The sequence below is a fragment of the Comamonas sp. wu1-DMT genome, assembly GCF_040187805.1.
GTDB lineage: Bacteria > Pseudomonadota > Gammaproteobacteria > Burkholderiales > Burkholderiaceae_C > Comamonas > Comamonas thiooxydans.
In genome coordinates this window covers 129,763-144,580 of sequence record NZ_JBANEM010000001.1, presented here as the reverse complement: position 1 = coordinate 144,580, position 14,818 = coordinate 129,763, and the positions used below count along the sequence as shown (strand labels likewise).

Below are 14,818 nucleotides of genomic sequence, written 5' to 3'. Positions count from 1 at the left end.
AGTCTCTGTTTTTGTTGCTATGAAAACAAAAGCAGTTTGAGCATTGTTGGTATGCGCTAGAGCCTTGCCGGACTCATAAAAAAAAGCCCGGCCATGAAGACCGGGCTTGCTGAAGGCTGCTTCAGGCTCAGAGCGGCACGCGCAGCACGACCACGATCACCAGACCCAGGGCCAGATTGAAAGAGACCCATTTGCGGATGCTCTCCAGCGCCTTGCCGCCTGCGGGCCAGTCCTTGAGCTGCACGGCCGCATCCAGGCGCTTGAACAGCGCAAAGCGGATATGACCGAACACGGCCATCATCACCAGGCCCAGAATGCTCATCACGATCCAGTTGACTGGCATATTGAACTGGCCGCCGGCCTGGGCGGCCATGGCGTGAATGCTGCCAATCATGCCGATGCCGGTGGCCAGCACGACGACCACCAGCACGAGGACCCAGGCAAAAAAGCGCTGCAGCACGCCATGCATCAGCGTCACGCGCTCGGGTGGTTGCAGGCCCTGGACGGCAGGACGCAGAAAGAAATGTGCGAAGAACATGCCGCCCACCCAGATGATGATGGCCAGAAGGTGCAGAAGTTTGAACAGAATGAAAAGCATGGTTTGTGGGGCTTGATTGGGGGAGACATCGCAAGCCTAACGGAGATCGTCCTACGGGTGGAACACACAGGCCGAAACAGCAGGACTTTCGCTTTGCCCAGGTCTGATTAGACTTGGCTGTAATCCACAACAGCCAGCAATGGCACAGGAGTCCTTATGTCAGAACAAGCCACCGTCGTCGCCTTCAAGCAGTCTTCCGGACGGGTCGCCTTGCGCACCGGCAACGGCCGCTTTGTGCTGGCCGAGCAGACCGATTCCAGCGCGCTGCGTGAAGGACAGAGTCTGAACGGCAATATGAGCGAGTTCGGCCCGGAGGTCTGGAGCGATGACAGCGGGCAAAATCATTACGAAGTCTTTGTGCTGGGCTGGGATCTGTCGCAGGAAGCGGTCGAGCTGGAGATGTGATGTGTTGATCCTGAAAAAACAGCTGCCAGCGCTTGATTGACAGGCGCTGGCAGCTTTTTCTTTTTGGATTTTCCTGGAGCCGGGGCTTTCACCCCGGCGCGCCCTGTTACTTCTTCAGGTCGAAGCGGTCCAGTTCCATGACCTTGACCCAGGCAGCGACGAAGTCCCGGTAGAACTTCTGCTCGTTGCCCTTTTCGGCATAGACCTCGGCCACGGCACGCAGAACGGCGTTGGAGCCGAAGACCAGGTCCACACGGGTGCCGGTCCACTTCTTGGCGCCGCTCTTGCGGTCCACGCCTTCGTAGTTGCCATCCTCCAGAGGCTGCCACTGTGTGCCCATGTCCAGCAGGTTGACGAAGAAGTCGTTCGTCAGCTTGCCCGGAGTCTGGGTCAGCACGCCGTGGTTGCCGGCGGTGTTGATGTTGATGGCGCGCAGGCCGCCGATCAGAACGGTCATCTCGGGGGCCGTGAGCGTCAGCAGCTGGGCCTTGTCGATCAGCAGGGCTTCGGCAGGTGCCGGGAAACGTCCTTGCAGATGGTTGCGGAAGCCGTCGGCCTTGGGCTCCAGCGGCGCGAAGGATTCGGCATCGGTCTGCTCGTCGCTGGCGTCGCCGCGGCCGGGAGTGAAGGGCACGTTGATCTTCACGCCAGCGTCTGCCGCTGCTTTTTCAACGCCCGCGCTGCCGGCCAGCACGATCAGATCGGCCAGCGAGATGCGCTTGTCGCCGTCGGCAGCCTTGTTGAATTCGCGCTGGATTTCCTCGAGCTTGCCCAGGACCTTGGCCAGTTGCGCAGGGTTGTTGGCGGCCCAGTCCTTTTGCGGAGCCAGTCGGATGCGGGCACCGTTGGCACCGCCGCGCTTGTCCGAACCGCGGAAGGTGGAGGCCGAGGCCCAGGCCGTGGCCACCAGCTCCTGCACCGACAGGCCCGATGCCAGCAGCCTGGCCTTGAGGGCGGCCACATCGGCGTCGTTGACCAGTTCATGCTTGGCGGCGGGGATGGGGTCTTGCCAGATCAGCTCTTCCCGGGGGACTTCTGGGCCCAGATAGCGTGCACGCGGGCCCATGTCGCGGTGGGTCAGCTTGAACCAGGCGCGGGCAAAGGCTTCAGCAAAAGCCTGCGGGTTTTCGAGGAAGCGGCGCGAGATCTTCTCGTAGGCCGGGTCCATGCGCAGCGACAGGTCGGTGGTCAGCATGGTGGGCTTTTTGTTGGGGCCGCCATGTGCGTCGGGGATGACATCGCCAGCGTCCTTGGCAACCCACTGAATGGCACCCGCAGGGCTTTTTTCCTGCACCCATTCGTACTTGAACAGGTTCTCGAAGAAGAAGTTGCTCCACTGTGCAGGAGTCTGGGTCCAGGTCACTTCCAGGCCCGAGGTGATGGCATCGCCGGCCTTGCCGGACTTGTAGCTGCTGGCCCAGCCCAGGCCCTGGGCTTCCAGGCCGGCGGCTTCGGGCTCGGCGCCCACATGGCTGGCAGGGCCCGCACCATGGGTCTTGCCGAAGGTGTGGCCGCCGGCGATCAGCGCCACGGTTTCCTCGTCATCCATGGCCATGCGGGCAAAGGTGTCGCGGATGTCATGCGCGGCCGAGAGGGGGTCGCCATTGCCGTCCGGGCCTTCGGGGTTGACATAGATCAGACCCATCTGCACGGCGGCCAGCGGGTTCTCGAGGTCGCGCTCGCCGCTGTAGCGGCTGTGCGGGTTCTGGGTGGGGGCCAGCCATTCCTTCTCTGCACCCCAGTACACGTCCTGATCGGGTTCCCAGGTGTCCACGCGACCGCCACCGAAGCCGAAGGTGCGAAAGCCCATGGTTTCCAGTGCGACGTTGCCGCACAGCATCATCAGGTCGCCCCAGGAAATCTGGTTGCCGTATTTTTGCTTGATCGGCCACAGCAGGCGGCGCGACTTGTCGATGTTGACGTTGTCAGGCCAGCTGTTGAGCGGCGCAAAGCGCTGCTGGGCGCGACCCGCGCCGCCGCGACCGTCCTGAATGCGATAGGTGCCGGCTGCGTGCCAGGCCATGCGGATGAACTGGGGGCCGTAGTTGCCGAAGTCTGCAGGCCACCAGTCCTGCGAGTCGGTCATCAGGGCACGCAGGTCGCGTTTGACGGCTTCATAGTCCAGCTTCTGGAAAGCCTGGGCGTAGTTGAAGTCTTCACCCAGGGGGTTGCTTTTGGCGGAGTGCTGGCTCAGCAAATCCACGCGCAGCTGATTAGGCCACCAGTCCTTGTTGCTGGTGGCGTTGCCTGCGGCGGCGGTTTCGCTGTTCTGTCCTTGGTGGAAGGGGCACTTGGATTCAGTAGTCATGGGGCTCTCCGTTTCAACGATCCGACAGGTCGGTAGGTCCAGGAAACAGATATCAATCAATGATTGACATCAATCAATTCAACTCAATAGCTATTTGCGATTGGTTGAGATGAATTATCGGTGCGCGGCTGGCTTGAAGGGCGTGTTGTGCTATTGAAATTACTAAGCAGCGCCATAGGAAGAAATATGGGTCGAGTCTTGAGCCGACGCAAAGTCGGGTTCAGATACTTCGCAAAGTGACTGAGACTGTGACTTTTTGAGCGTATGCGAGCCTGCCTGTTTACACAAGCATGAGCCATCAAATCAGGTCGTTGACCTACCTGGCCTCAGCTGTGGCAGCAGCTCAGCCGGCTACCAGCTTGTGCACCAGATCGGCTGCGGTGGAGGCGCCGTATTTGCGCATCAGCCGGGCGCGGTAGATTTCCACGGTGCGATGACTGATGGCCAGTGCCTTGCCGATTTCCTTGCTGGTCATGCCTTCGAGAAGGCGCGCAGCGACTTCGCGTTCGCGGCCTGTGAGCTCGGCCTTGACGGGGCGATGGGCCGAGAGGTCCTCGAAGCTCCAGATGCCCGAGGCATGGGGATCGTTTCGGTCCAGCGTGCGGCCGCTGACATGACACCAGAACACCTCGCCATTGGCGCGCTTCATGATGCGGTTGTCGGAATAGATGCCTGTGGTGTTGAGAATCGGGGCAATGCGCGCGCCCAGGCGCTCGTATTCGTCAACGCTGGGATAAAGCACCTGAAAGGTCTGTCCTATGAGTACTTCGCGCGATGCATGGAACATTTCACACAATTGCCGATTACAGTCAATCATGATGCGGTTGCGCGAGATGACGAGACCTACAGGGGCGGCGTCGAACGCCAGCCGGTAATCCACAACCATGGTACTGCTCTTTACGAAAAACTACTTACTCAAGTACGTAGTATCGTAGCGCATCCAATTTCAAGGAGACATGTGTGAAAAAGCTCTACCCATCCGCAGAAGCGGCGCTGCAGGGCGTGGTGTCCGACGGGCAATTGCTGGCCGTTGGCGGCTTCGGCCTGTGCGGCATTCCCGAGGCCCTGATCGATGCGGTTTGCGCCAGCGGCGTCAAGAACCTCACGGTGGCATCCAACAACGCCGGCGTGGACGGCTTTGGTCTGGGCAAGCTGCTGGACACCCGCCAGGTCAAGAAGATGATCTCCAGCTATGTGGGCGAGAACAAGGAGTTCGAGCGCCAGTACCTGGCCGGTGAGCTGGAGCTGGAGTTCACGCCTCAGGGCACGCTGGCCGAGAAGATGCGCGCCGGCGGCGCCGGTATTCCCGCCTTCTTCACCAAGACCGGTGTGGGCACGCTGGTGGCCGAGGGCAAGGAATTGCGCGAATTCGATGGCGAGACCTATGTGATGGAGCACGCGATCGTGGCCGATGTGTCCCTGGTCAAGGCCTGGCGCGCGGACAAGAGCGGCAATCTGCAGTTCCGCCTGACGGCGCGCAACTTCAACCCTGCGGCAGCCACCTGCGGCAAGGTCTGCGTGGTGGAGGTCGAGGAGTTGGTGGAAGTGGGCGAGATCGCTCCCGACGACATCCATCTGCCCGGCATCTATGTGCACCGCATCGTGCACAACGCCAATCCCGAAAAGCGCATCGAAAAGCGCACCGTGCGCGAAGCCTGAAACATGGCGGATACGTCCTATTCGCCCGAGGCTGCCGCCCAGGCCGACGTACCGGTCTTTCGTGCGCTGGCTGCGCAGGAACTGGAGCAACTGGAGCGCGAACGCTTGCTGGTGTGCCAGGTCGCGGCCCGTGAACTGGGGCTGAGCGACTGGAGCATGGATCGCTCTGGCCTGGCGCAGCTGCAGCCGCTGCTCGATCGAGGCCTGGTATCGGCCGACAACCTGCTGCTGGCCCGAGGATTGGGTGTGGTGCTGGGGGACGCGCTGAGCTGCGAAATGGACGATATGGACTGGCATATGGTGAGCGACGACTGGGGAACCGACCCCGTTGTGCGCTACCGCGAAACCAGCATCCAGGTGGGGGCTCGCGACATGGTCCTCAAACGGCTCGAAGACGGCCAGAGCGTCGATCTGCTGCACTTGCTCGATGGTGTGATTTCGCACCTGCAGCCCATGATCGACTCCGGCGACTACCAATAACGTCAATCAAGATTTATTCAGGAGGCTCTTATGCCCTGGACCCAAGACCAGATGGCCGCGCGCGCGGCCCAAGAACTCGAAGACGGTTTCTACGTCAACCTCGGTATCGGCATTCCCACGCTGGTGGCCAACCATACGGGCGACAAGGAAGTGTGGCTGCAGTCCGAGAACGGCATGCTGGGCATCGGCCCCTTCCCGACCGAAGACCAGGTCGACGCCGATCTGATCAACGCCGGCAAGCAGACCGTGACCACGCTTCCCGGCTCGGCCATCTTCGGCTCTGATCAGTCGTTTGCCATGATTCGCGGCGGCAAGATCAATCTGTCCATTCTGGGCGCCATGCAGGTGTCCGAAAAAGGTGATCTGGCCAACTGGATGATTCCCGGCAAGATGGTCAAGGGCATGGGCGGAGCCATGGACCTGGTGGCGGGCGTCAAGCGCGTCATCGTGCTCATGGAACATGTGGCCAGGAAAAAGGACGGCACGACCGACCTGAAGATTCTGCCCAGCTGCACCCTGCCGCTGACGGGTCTGGGCGTGGTGGATCGCATCATCACCGATCTGGGCGTGATGGACGTGACACCCGAAGGCCTGAAGCTGGTGGAACTGGCCGATGGCGTGAGTTTTGACGAGATCCAGTCCAAGACCGGTGTGACGCTGCTGAAATAAGCGGCGCTGCGCTCCCAGGCAAGAACCGCTGCGGCGGTTCTTTTTTTATGCCTTTTTCTGCAGCATTGGCAGAATTAATAGCTGCCGGAGTCGATAGGGCAAGCGATGTAAGCTGTTTTTGCTTTAATTGTGGCCCACAAATTATTGCAATCTGCAACAATCGAGTTTGATTGAGCAGACAGAAACAGAGCGCTTTGATGAGTGAGAACGCTGGTGCGCAGGGGCACGAGACCGATGTACATTTTTTGCGCGCAGTCACCGATATGGCCGAGCATACGGAGGTCATGACAGGCGATGCAATCTATACCGATAAGGGCATGAAACTGGTGGACAAAGGCACACGTGTTGACAGTCGTCTCTATGACCGTCTGGTCATGCACAAGCTGCGTGACCCCATCGATGCCAACCTGATCACGGGCGACCTGGTCGACGTGGCATCCCTGGTCACCCTGGCGCGTCAGCAATGCGAACAGGTCGATCTGCTGCATCGCATGGTGGCGTCCATCGGCGGTATCGAGCGTCTGCTGGCGCCGATCAAGAGTCTGCTGCTGCCCCAGGCCATTGCCTTCAAGCTCACCGTCATGCGCGAGCAGCGCTCCGACCTCTACCAGCACAGCCTGCAGATGACGCTGGTGGCGATCTTTCTGGCACTCAAGAACGGCTGGACCGAGCGCGAATGCGTGCCGTTGGCCACGGCCGCGCTGCTGCACGATGTAGGCATGCTCTATATGGACCCGGTCTGGACCGACCCGGACCACCGCTTGAGCGGCGAGGAACGCAAGCATTTGGTCGCGCATTCCGTCACGGCCATGCTGGTGGTGCGCAGCACCGAACTGTATTCGCGCGCCGTGGAAATCGCCGTGCTTGAGCACCATGAACGCATGGATGGCTCCGGCTATCCGCGCGGCATCAAGGGCAACGCCATTTCGCCCATGGGGCAGGTGCTGCTGCTGGCCGAGGTGGTCTCGGCCTTCTTCGAGAAATTCACGGATATGCCTGGCCAGCGCCTGTCGCTCATGCTGCGCATGAACCACAAGAGCTATCCGGCCGATCTGGTGCACCTGATTTTGCCGCTGCTCTACGACGAAATCAGTCCCGGCAAGCCGCTGGCGCCGCTGCAGGCCGAGTTCTCGCACAGCATCGCGGCGCTGGAGGCCGCGCTGCGCAAATGGAGCGAGCTCAGGCGCGAGTTTCCCGAGCATTGGCAGCAAATGCCTGATGCGCAGGCGGCGGTGCTTGTGGAGACTAATCTTGCACAACTGCAGAAGCAGCTGGCCGAAGCGGGCTCCCACCCCAGTCAGCAGCTGGATGTGCTGAGCTATTTCAAGGATGACGCCCTGGGCATGAGTGAGCTGGCCCTGGTCAACCGTGAGGCCCTGTGGCTGTTGCAGGCCATCATGAACGACTGCCTGCGCCGCTGGCCCACGCTGGGGCAGGGCGGCTCCACGCTGGAAGTCGCCGTGGCCGAATGGTGCGAGGCCTGCGCTCAGCTGATGCCGCAGGCCGGCCGCAGCTCGGCCATGAATGCCGACAGGCAGTCGCTGAATTGAAGGCATCGACCACGAGTTCCGCCCGGGACGGCCGGCCTCAAGTTTGATAGCTGCAGGCGCTTGATTGACAGGCGCTAAACCGGTATTTCTTCAAAACTCTGTGCATCACGTCGCAGCGCGGCGTGCTTTGCTGCGTCTGCTTGCGCCATCCTGAAGAAGTATTTTTGATAGCGCACGACGTCCAATCTACAAGAGTCGACCGTATCTGCTGCCGATATTAAGGCCTTGTTTTGCGCGGAAACCTGAATAACTGTATATTTGTACAGTATTCAAGAGCTTTCGCATGTACACCCAGCCCCTGACATCCTTGGCCCATCCTGGCTCACCGCCCGGCATGACGGAGTCTGTCCGGCAGCAAACAGGTGCAGGGCAGGGCGTGCGGCCGGGTCTGCCCGTTGCGGGCAGCCCGCCTTTGTCCGCCATACGGATTCCAGGTGTCTGGCGCGGCACGGACTGGCAGGCCGGCGCCGGCCCTCAGGTCTGGCCCAGCGGCCATGCTGCGCTGGATGCCGAGCTGCCGGGCGGCGGCTGGCCCGGCAATGCCTTGATTGAGCTGCAGCAACCTGCGCACTGTCATGCGGAGTGGGCCTTGCTGTTGCCCGCGCTGGCCGCCCGTGTCCGGCAGCATGCGGCTTCACTCGGGGATTCGCGGATGGGGCAACTGGTGCTGGTGGCGCCACCCTATCTGCCTTTTGCCCCGGCCTTGCAGGCCGCCGGTATTGACGCGAAGCGACTGTGCGCGGTGCAGCCGGGGCGCAGTGCCCAGGATCTGGCCTGGGCCTGCGAGCAGGCTCTGCATTGCCGGGATGTGCTGGCGGTGCTGGCCTGGTTGCCCGAACTTCCCGCGTCCACGCTGCGTCGCTTGCAGCTGGCCGCCGCTTCGCAGGGCCGGCCTCTGTGGTTATGGCAGGAGCTGCAGGCCGAGCCGCACAGCTCCCCCGCCGCATTGCGGTTGAGACTGGAGAGAGTTACGGCAGACTCCGCTGCCCAGCAGGCGCCGGGTTTGCGGATACAGATACTGAAGCGCCGTGGACCTTTGCTGGAGCGCCCCATACAGCTCGCGCTTTCGCAGTGGGCCTGGCAGCCCGTGCTGCAGGCGCAGGCCCAAAGACATGCGCGCCAGAGCGAGGAGGCTGCCATGCTCATGCAAGGGCGCATGACAGCCGCCGCTCCTGCAACGGCCTCGCCTTGGATGACGGAGGCATGAGATGGGCAGTGCAGAGCACTGGATGGCCTGGCCTCTGGCCTGCCTGAGCGAGTCAAGCCCGGTGCCCGAGAGTTCCTGCTGGTGGGCGCTGGAGTTCTCGCCGCGTGTGGCCTTGCTCGAAGATGCCTTGCTCATGGAGACCAGCATGGTGCAGCGTCTTTGGGGCGGAGCCGAGGTCTTGCTGGCGCGGCTGGACAGTGCTTTTGCGCAAGCTTGTCAGGCTGGCCCCCCGGAGTCCGGGGGCGGCGATGCGGCATTGCAGCCGCTGCGCGGACAGGGCGGCACGGCTTGGCAGGCTTTGGCACGGCTGCGGCTGCAGCAGGGCCGGCCTTGCGGCTCTGTCCCTGTTTCCCTGTCCATGTCCGAGTCATCGCTGCATGCCGATGCGCTGCCGCTATGGACGCTGAGCTCCCTGGAGCAGCACAGCTCCGTGCTGCTGCGCCTGGGCTGCCGGTGCTGGGGCGATGTGCGCGCACTGCCGCGCGCGGGACTGTCGCGCCGCATTGGAGCCAAGGCCTTGCGTGCGCTCGACGAGGCCTATGGTCTGCGGCCCCAGCCGCTTGAGTGGCTGCAACTGCCCCAGCAATTCCTGCTGCGCCACGACCTGGGTTATCCGGCTCACCATGCCGATGCCGTGCTCCATGCCGCGCAGCCGCTGTTGCGCGCGCTGCAGTCCTGGTTGCAGGCCCGTCACCATGCGGTGCTGGCGCTGCGATTGCGCTGGCACCATGATCTGCGTCGTATCGACGGCCAGGAGCTTCCGGCCTCGGAAGCGCTTGTCATCCGCACGGCCCAGCCCACGCAGGGCATGGCGCATTTGCAGCGCCTGTTGCGTGAGCACCTGGGTCAGCAGCGCTGGCGCGCCCCCGTGGACATGCTGGAGTTGCAGGCGCTGGAGACGGTTGCCTGGGCGGCAGAGCCGCTGAGCTGTCTGCCTGCCGTCCAGGGCCAGAGCCCGTCGGACAGCTTGGCCTGGCATGAATGGGTGGAGCGCCTGAGCGCCCGCTGGGGCGAGGAAGCCGTGCAAATGGTGCGGCCGCTGGCCGATCACCGGCCCGAGCAGATGCAGTGCTGGCAAGCTGCGGCGAAGCTGCTGCAGAGCCAGAAGCCAGGCGGCACCAGGGCTAGCGCCAGGGCCGAGGTGGGAGCCGGCTTCGGGCCACGCCGTCAGACCGGCTGTGCCGACCCCTGGCAAGCCCTGTGGCCGCCCTGGCTGCTGTCCAAGCCCCAGGCCTTGCCCGTGCAGGGCAATCGTCCCCAATGGCATGGGCCGCTGCAGCTCAAGGCCGGGCCCTACAGGCTGGAGTCCGGCTGGTGGGATGCGGCTGGCGATGCCCAAGCCGACGCGCCGGCCGGCCTGGCCGTGCGTGACTATTTCGTGGCCTATAACGCCGTGGTCGGCCATGTCTGGATTTACCGCGAGCGCGCCCGTAGCGAACACCTGATGAGCATGACAGCCAGCCCCGCCAGCTGGTTTGCGCAAGGCGTGTATGGCTGAGCAGATCACGGCCGAGCTGCCCGCTCCCGCACTGCGCCTCGCAGGGCCGCCGCCTGCCGCTGTACCGGCCAGCCCCGTGGCCCAGGGCATGGACAGAGGGCCGCTGGCCTATGCCGAGCTGCACTGTCTCTCGCATTTCAGCTTCCTGCGCGGTGCTTCATCGCCTGCCGAGCTGGTGCACCGGGCCAAAAGCCTGGGCTATGCGGCGCTGGCGCTGACCGATGAATGCTCGGTAGCCGGTGCCGTGCGCGCCTTTGAAGCGGCGCGGGACTGCGGCCTGCACCTGATCCATGGCAGTGAATTCGCCTGGGGCCCGCTCAGGGTCGTGGTGCTGGTGCGTGATCTGCAGGGTTGGGGCAATCTCTGTGAATTCATTACCGTTGCACGCAGCCGGGCTGCAAAAGGGGAGTATCTGGTCGATGAAGCCAGCCCCTGGCAGTTGCTGAATCAAGGCTGCGAGTGCCTGCTGCTGCCGCAGCGCGGGAAGCTGGATGCATCAGATTTGATAGCTGTAACGGATTGCCTGGAAAGTGTTTCGGGCTATCTTGATGCTGAAAACCTCTGGCTGGGCGTGGAGCTGCACCTGGCGCCCGACGATAGCCTGTGGCTGCAGACGCTGCAGCAGGCGGGCGCGGTCCTAGGTCTGCGCTTGCTGGCCTGCGGCGATGTCCATATGCATGCGCGCTCGCGCAAGCCCCTTCAGGATGTGGTCACGGCTATTCGCATGGGGCGCACCGTGGCTGAATGTGGCTTTGCGCTGCAGCCCAATGCCGAGCGGCATCTGCGCTCGCGTCTGAGACTGGCTTCGCTCTATCCCAGGGCCATGCTGGAGGCGACGCTGGAGCTGGCCGGGCGCTGCAGCTTCACTCTGGACGAGATCCGCTACCACTATCCTCAAGAGAGCGTGCTGCCCGGGATGACGGCCACGCAGACCCTGGCCTGGCTGACCTGGGGTGGCGCGGCGGGACGCTATCCCCAGGGCATTCCCGAGGACGTGCACGATCAATTGCACAAAGAGCTGGCGCTGATCGAGGATCAGAAGTATGAGATGTACTTTCTCACCGTGCATGACATCGTGCGCTATGCGCGCAGCGTCGGCATTCTGTGCCAGGGGCGCGGATCGGCGGCCAATTCTGCGGTCTGCTACTGCCTGGGCATTACGGCGGTAGATCCGGAAAACAACAATCTGCTGTTCGAGCGCTTTATCAGCAAGGAGCGCAGCGAGCCGCCCGATATCGATGTGGACTTCGAGCATGCGCGGCGTGAAGAGGTCATCCAGTACATCTACGACAAATACGGGCGCGACCGCGCCGCGCTCACGGCCGTGGTCAGTTGCTGGCGCAGCCGTAGCGCGCTGCGCGATGTGGGCAAGGCGCTGGGCCTGCCTGCCGATCTGATCGATGCCCTGGCCAAGGGGCAGTATTGGTTCAGCGAACATGCCCAGGCGCAAGCACAGACGCATGCCGAGGCGGCCGATTCGGCAGAGGAGGACCAGGCGCCCGAAGCTTTGCCCGAAGACTGGGGGCAGCGCAAGCTCCAGGAAGCCGAGGTGCTTGCGAGCGAAATGAATTGTGCTGTGGGCGCGCATCGGCTGCGCCTCTGGATAGAGCTGGCCTGGCAGCTCAGGGACAGCCCGCGCCACCTCAGCCAGCATGTGGGCGGCTTTGTGCTGACCGAGGGTAAGCTCACGCGCCTGGTGCCCGTGGAGCCCGCCACGATGGCCAAGCGCTCCGTCATTCAGTGGGACAAGGACGATCTCGATGTCGTGGGCTTGCTCAAGGTCGATGTGCTGGCCCTGGGCATGCTCACCATGTTGCGCAATGCCTTGAACGAGCGCGCCCGCTGGCGTGGCGAACCATGGGGGCTGCACCAGATTCCGCAGGAGGATGCCGCGACCTACGAGATGATCTGCCAGGCCGATACCGTGGGTACTTTCCAGATCGAAAGCCGCGCCCAGATGAGCATGCTGCCGCGCCTGCAGCCGCGCACTTTCTATGACTTGGTGGTTGAGGTTGCCATCGTGCGCCCCGGCCCGATTCAAGGCGGCATGGTCCATCCCTATTTGCTGGCACGTGAGCGCGCGCGCCGCAAGCTGCCGCTCAAGCTTGAGAAGCCGGAGCTTGCAAATGCGCTCAAGCGCACCTTGGGCGTGCCCATTTTCCAGGAGCAGGTGATGCAGATCGCCATGGATGCTGCCAAGTTTTCGGCCGGCAAGGCTGATGAGCTGCGCCGCTCCATGGCGGCCTGGAAGCGCAAGGGCGGCGTACACAAGTTCGAGCGCCCATTGATCGACGGTATGGTGGCGCGTGGTTACAAGCTGGAATTCGCTCAGGCCATCTTTGCGCAGATGCTGGGCTTTGGCGAATATGGCTTCCCCGAAAGTCATGCCTACAGTTTTGCGCTGCTGGCCTATGCGAGCGCCTGGCTCAAGCGCCATGAGCCGGCCATCTTTCTGCAGGCGCTGCTCAATGCCCAGCCCATGGGTTTTTATTCGCCGTCCCAACTGGTGCAGGATGCACGCCGACACGGAGTGCGCGTGCTACCCGTCGATGTCTGTCATAGCCACTGGCATTGCACGCTCGAAGCTCCTTTGCAAGCCATGCGCGGCGTGGCCCAGCCCCAGCCGGCCGTGCGCCTGGGGCTGAACCGGGTTGCCAGGTTGGGCAAGGCCGCAGCGCTGCGAATCGAGGGTGAAGCTGCGCAGGCTGCCTGGAAGGACGTGAGCGATCTGGCCATGCGAGCCCGGTTGGACAAGGCGGATATGGAAGCCCTGGCCGCAGCGGATGCGCTGCGCAGCCTGGCCGGTCACCGTCGCCAGCAGATGTGGGATGCTGCTGCGCAGGCCAGCCTGCCGCCCATTTTTGCGCAGGCCGCGATTCATGAGCCAGGACTTGAGCTGCCCCAGGCCGCCGAGGGCGAGGAAATCATGTTCGACTATGCCGCCACCGGCCTGAGCCTGCGCCGCCACCCGCTGGCCTTGCTGCGTCCCGGGCTGGCACGCCATGGGCTGAAGACCGCAGCCGAGCTGCGTCATATGCTGCCAGGCCAGAAGGTCCGCGCCTGCGGCATCGTTACCGTGCGCCAGCGCCCGCCTACCGCCAACGGCACGCTGTTCATCACGCTGGAAGACGAAACCGGCGTCATCAACCTGGTGGTCTGGAGCCAGACCTTTGCCCGCTGGCGCTCTGCGTTGCTGGCCTCGCGTCTGCTGGCCGTGGAGGGCATCTGGCAGCGCAGCACGGCCCCGCAACTGGAGGCACCGGAATCAGCAGGGAATATGCCTGCAGCCAAGAAAGTGGATGAGCCTGCGGTTCGCCATCTGGTCGTGATGAAGGCCAGGGATGTGACCCGCTGGCTGGGGCGGTTTGCCGAGGTCGGGCTGAACAGCCGGGATTTTCATTGAGCCTGCCGAGGCTGGTGCGCGCTGGCCGCTGCGAATTCAGGACGCTGCCGGCAGCTTGGCAAATTGCAGTGCATGTTCAATGAGCGTCTGCACTGCCCGGCTGCCCGGCGTGAGCGAATGCACCAGCGCAATGCCCACATGAAAGCCCGGAGGATTGTCCAGCAGCGGCAAACACTTCACGCCGCGCGGCTGAACGAGATGCGAAACGCCCGCGACCAGACCCACGCCCAGGCCGGAAGCCACCAGGCTCATGATGGTCTGCACCTGCATGGCCTCCTGGGCGATGCGCGGGGTGAAGCCCGATTGCTGGCAGCGTAGCTTGGCCAGTGCGGCGAGGCTGGGTACCGTGTCCTGTGGATACATCACAAAAGGCTCATGCGCTGCCTCGGACAGGGCGATAGCGTCGCGCTGCGCCAGGGGACTGTTGTCCGAGACGGCCAGCACGAACTCGTCCTGATCCAGCGGCGTGAGCGCGATGCGCTCATCGAGTTCGAGCACGGGGTAGCGCAGCAGGCCGGCATCGAAGCGCCGGCTTGCCAGCCCTTCGAGGATTTCGGCGCTGGTCGCTTCGTAGAACTCCAGCCCTACCTTGGGGTAGCGCTCGCGAAACGAGGGAATCAGGCGCGGCAGCAGTTCGTAGGTGGCCGAACCGACAAAGCCCAGCCGGATCAGGCCGCCCACGCCTTCCCTGGTATCGCGCACCGCCTGGCGGCATTGCTCGGCATGAAACAGGGTCGCGCGTGCGCTCTCCAGCATGGCCTTGCCGGCAGGCGTCAGCACGACGCCGGTGCTGGTGCGATCGAACAAGGCGCTGCCCAGCTCCTCCTCCAGCTTGCGAATCGAGATGGACAGCGGCGGCTGGGCCATATGCAGCTGCTCAGCGGCACGGTGAAAGTTGCCGGTTTCGGCCAGGGCAATGAACTGCTGCAGTTGCTTGAGATTCATTGATATTCAATCGATATCAAAAACGAAATTTTTAATATTAGACATTAATTTCACGCCTGCCTAAAGTGGGCTCACAAGAAAAACACGGCAGCAATT

12 protein-coding genes are annotated in these 14,818 nt (G+C 63.0%); 8 read left to right on the top strand and 4 right to left on the bottom strand.

Annotated elements, in window-relative coordinates:
- Positions 1-127 precede the first annotated feature (127 nt).
- Entirely contained in the window at positions 128-598 is a 471-nt protein-coding gene (locus V8Z78_RS00630; protein ID WP_039048689.1) for a CopD family protein, read from the bottom strand.
- Between the two features lie 156 nt (positions 599-754).
- On the opposite strand from V8Z78_RS00630, the gene V8Z78_RS00625 reads away from it, so the two are divergent.
- Positions 755-1,003: a hypothetical protein gene (locus tag V8Z78_RS00625; protein WP_012838249.1), complete on the top strand. Its 249-nt coding sequence runs from the start codon at positions 755-757 to the stop codon at positions 1,001-1,003.
- Between the two features lie 106 nt (positions 1,004-1,109).
- Here the strand turns inward: V8Z78_RS00625 and katG are convergent, their stop codons facing one another.
- The gene (gene katG, locus V8Z78_RS00620; RefSeq protein WP_349730697.1) at positions 1,110-3,311 is read right to left on the bottom strand and encodes a catalase/peroxidase HPI; all 2,202 of its coding nucleotides are present in this window, start codon (positions 3,309-3,311) and stop codon (positions 1,110-1,112) included.
- Positions 3,312-3,654: 343 nt separating this feature from the next.
- Entirely contained in the window at positions 3,655-4,197 is a 543-nt protein-coding gene (locus tag V8Z78_RS00615) for a PAS and helix-turn-helix domain-containing protein (RefSeq protein WP_003055436.1), read from the bottom strand.
- Positions 4,198-4,271: 74 nt separating this feature from the next.
- Between V8Z78_RS00615 and V8Z78_RS00610 the strand changes: the two genes are divergently transcribed.
- The 7 genes from V8Z78_RS00610 to dnaE all read left to right on the top strand — a co-directional run bounded on the left by V8Z78_RS00610 (position 4,272) and on the right by dnaE (position 13,777).
- The gene (locus V8Z78_RS00610; protein WP_003079441.1) at positions 4,272-4,970 is read left to right on the top strand and encodes a CoA transferase subunit A; all 699 of its coding nucleotides are present in this window, start codon (positions 4,272-4,274) and stop codon (positions 4,968-4,970) included.
- 3 nt (positions 4,971-4,973) lie between these two features.
- Positions 4,974-5,450, top strand: coding sequence for a DUF3806 domain-containing protein (locus V8Z78_RS00605; RefSeq protein ID WP_012838251.1), 477 nt, complete (start codon positions 4,974-4,976; stop codon positions 5,448-5,450).
- 30 nt (positions 5,451-5,480) lie between these two features.
- Positions 5,481-6,119 (top strand): 3-oxoacid CoA-transferase subunit B, encoded by a 639-nt coding sequence (locus V8Z78_RS00600; RefSeq protein ID WP_063661116.1) that lies wholly within the window; start codon positions 5,481-5,483, stop codon positions 6,117-6,119.
- A 197-nt stretch (positions 6,120-6,316) separates the two neighbouring features.
- A complete protein-coding gene (locus V8Z78_RS00595) occupies positions 6,317-7,669 on the top strand; it encodes an HD-GYP domain-containing protein (protein WP_349730696.1) in 1,353 nt (450 codons plus the stop codon).
- Positions 7,670-7,952: 283 nt separating this feature from the next.
- The gene (gene imuA / locus V8Z78_RS00590; protein WP_349730695.1) at positions 7,953-8,876 is read left to right on the top strand and encodes a translesion DNA synthesis-associated protein ImuA; all 924 of its coding nucleotides are present in this window, start codon (positions 7,953-7,955) and stop codon (positions 8,874-8,876) included.
- Position 8,877: 1 nt separating this feature from the next.
- On the top strand, positions 8,878-10,374 hold the full coding sequence (locus V8Z78_RS00585; protein ID WP_349730694.1) for a Y-family DNA polymerase: 1,497 nt from the start codon (positions 8,878-8,880) through the stop codon (positions 10,372-10,374).
- Complete coding sequence (gene dnaE, locus V8Z78_RS00580) at positions 10,367-13,777, top strand: DNA polymerase III subunit alpha (protein ID WP_349730693.1); 3,411 nt, start codon at positions 10,367-10,369, stop codon at positions 13,775-13,777. Before V8Z78_RS00585 ends, dnaE begins: the two co-directional genes overlap by 8 nt.
- 36 nt (positions 13,778-13,813) lie before the next feature.
- On the opposite strand, the gene V8Z78_RS00575 is transcribed toward dnaE, so the two are convergent.
- Positions 13,814-14,722 carry a LysR substrate-binding domain-containing protein gene (locus V8Z78_RS00575; RefSeq protein ID WP_004340705.1) on the bottom strand — a complete coding sequence of 303 codons (909 nt, stop codon included), beginning with the start codon at positions 14,720-14,722 and terminating at the stop codon, positions 13,814-13,816.
- Between the last annotated feature and the right edge of the window lie 96 nt (positions 14,723-14,818).

Excerpts from the sequence above, each read along its gene's own strand:
- V8Z78_RS00630 (WP_039048689.1), bottom strand. The coding sequence starts at position 598 with ATGCTTTTCATTCTGTTCAAACTTCTGCACCTTCTGGCCATCATCATC.
- V8Z78_RS00625 (WP_012838249.1), top strand. The coding sequence starts at position 755 with ATGTCAGAACAAGCCACCGTCGTCGCCTTCAAGCAGTCTTCCGGACGG.
- katG (WP_349730697.1), bottom strand. The coding sequence starts at position 3,311 with ATGACTACTGAATCCAAGTGCCCCTTCCACCAAGGACAGAACAGCGAA.
- V8Z78_RS00615 (WP_003055436.1), bottom strand. The coding sequence starts at position 4,197 with ATGGTTGTGGATTACCGGCTGGCGTTCGACGCCGCCCCTGTAGGTCTC.
- V8Z78_RS00605 (WP_012838251.1), top strand. The coding sequence starts at position 4,974 with ATGGCGGATACGTCCTATTCGCCCGAGGCTGCCGCCCAGGCCGACGTA.
- V8Z78_RS00600 (WP_063661116.1), top strand. The coding sequence starts at position 5,481 with ATGCCCTGGACCCAAGACCAGATGGCCGCGCGCGCGGCCCAAGAACTC.
- V8Z78_RS00595 (WP_349730696.1), top strand. The coding sequence starts at position 6,317 with ATGAGTGAGAACGCTGGTGCGCAGGGGCACGAGACCGATGTACATTTT.
- imuA (WP_349730695.1), top strand. The coding sequence starts at position 7,953 with ATGTACACCCAGCCCCTGACATCCTTGGCCCATCCTGGCTCACCGCCC.
- V8Z78_RS00585 (WP_349730694.1), top strand. The coding sequence starts at position 8,878 with ATGGGCAGTGCAGAGCACTGGATGGCCTGGCCTCTGGCCTGCCTGAGC.
- dnaE (WP_349730693.1), top strand. The coding sequence starts at position 10,367 with ATGGCTGAGCAGATCACGGCCGAGCTGCCCGCTCCCGCACTGCGCCTC.
- V8Z78_RS00575 (WP_004340705.1), bottom strand. The coding sequence starts at position 14,722 with ATGAATCTCAAGCAACTGCAGCAGTTCATTGCCCTGGCCGAAACCGGC.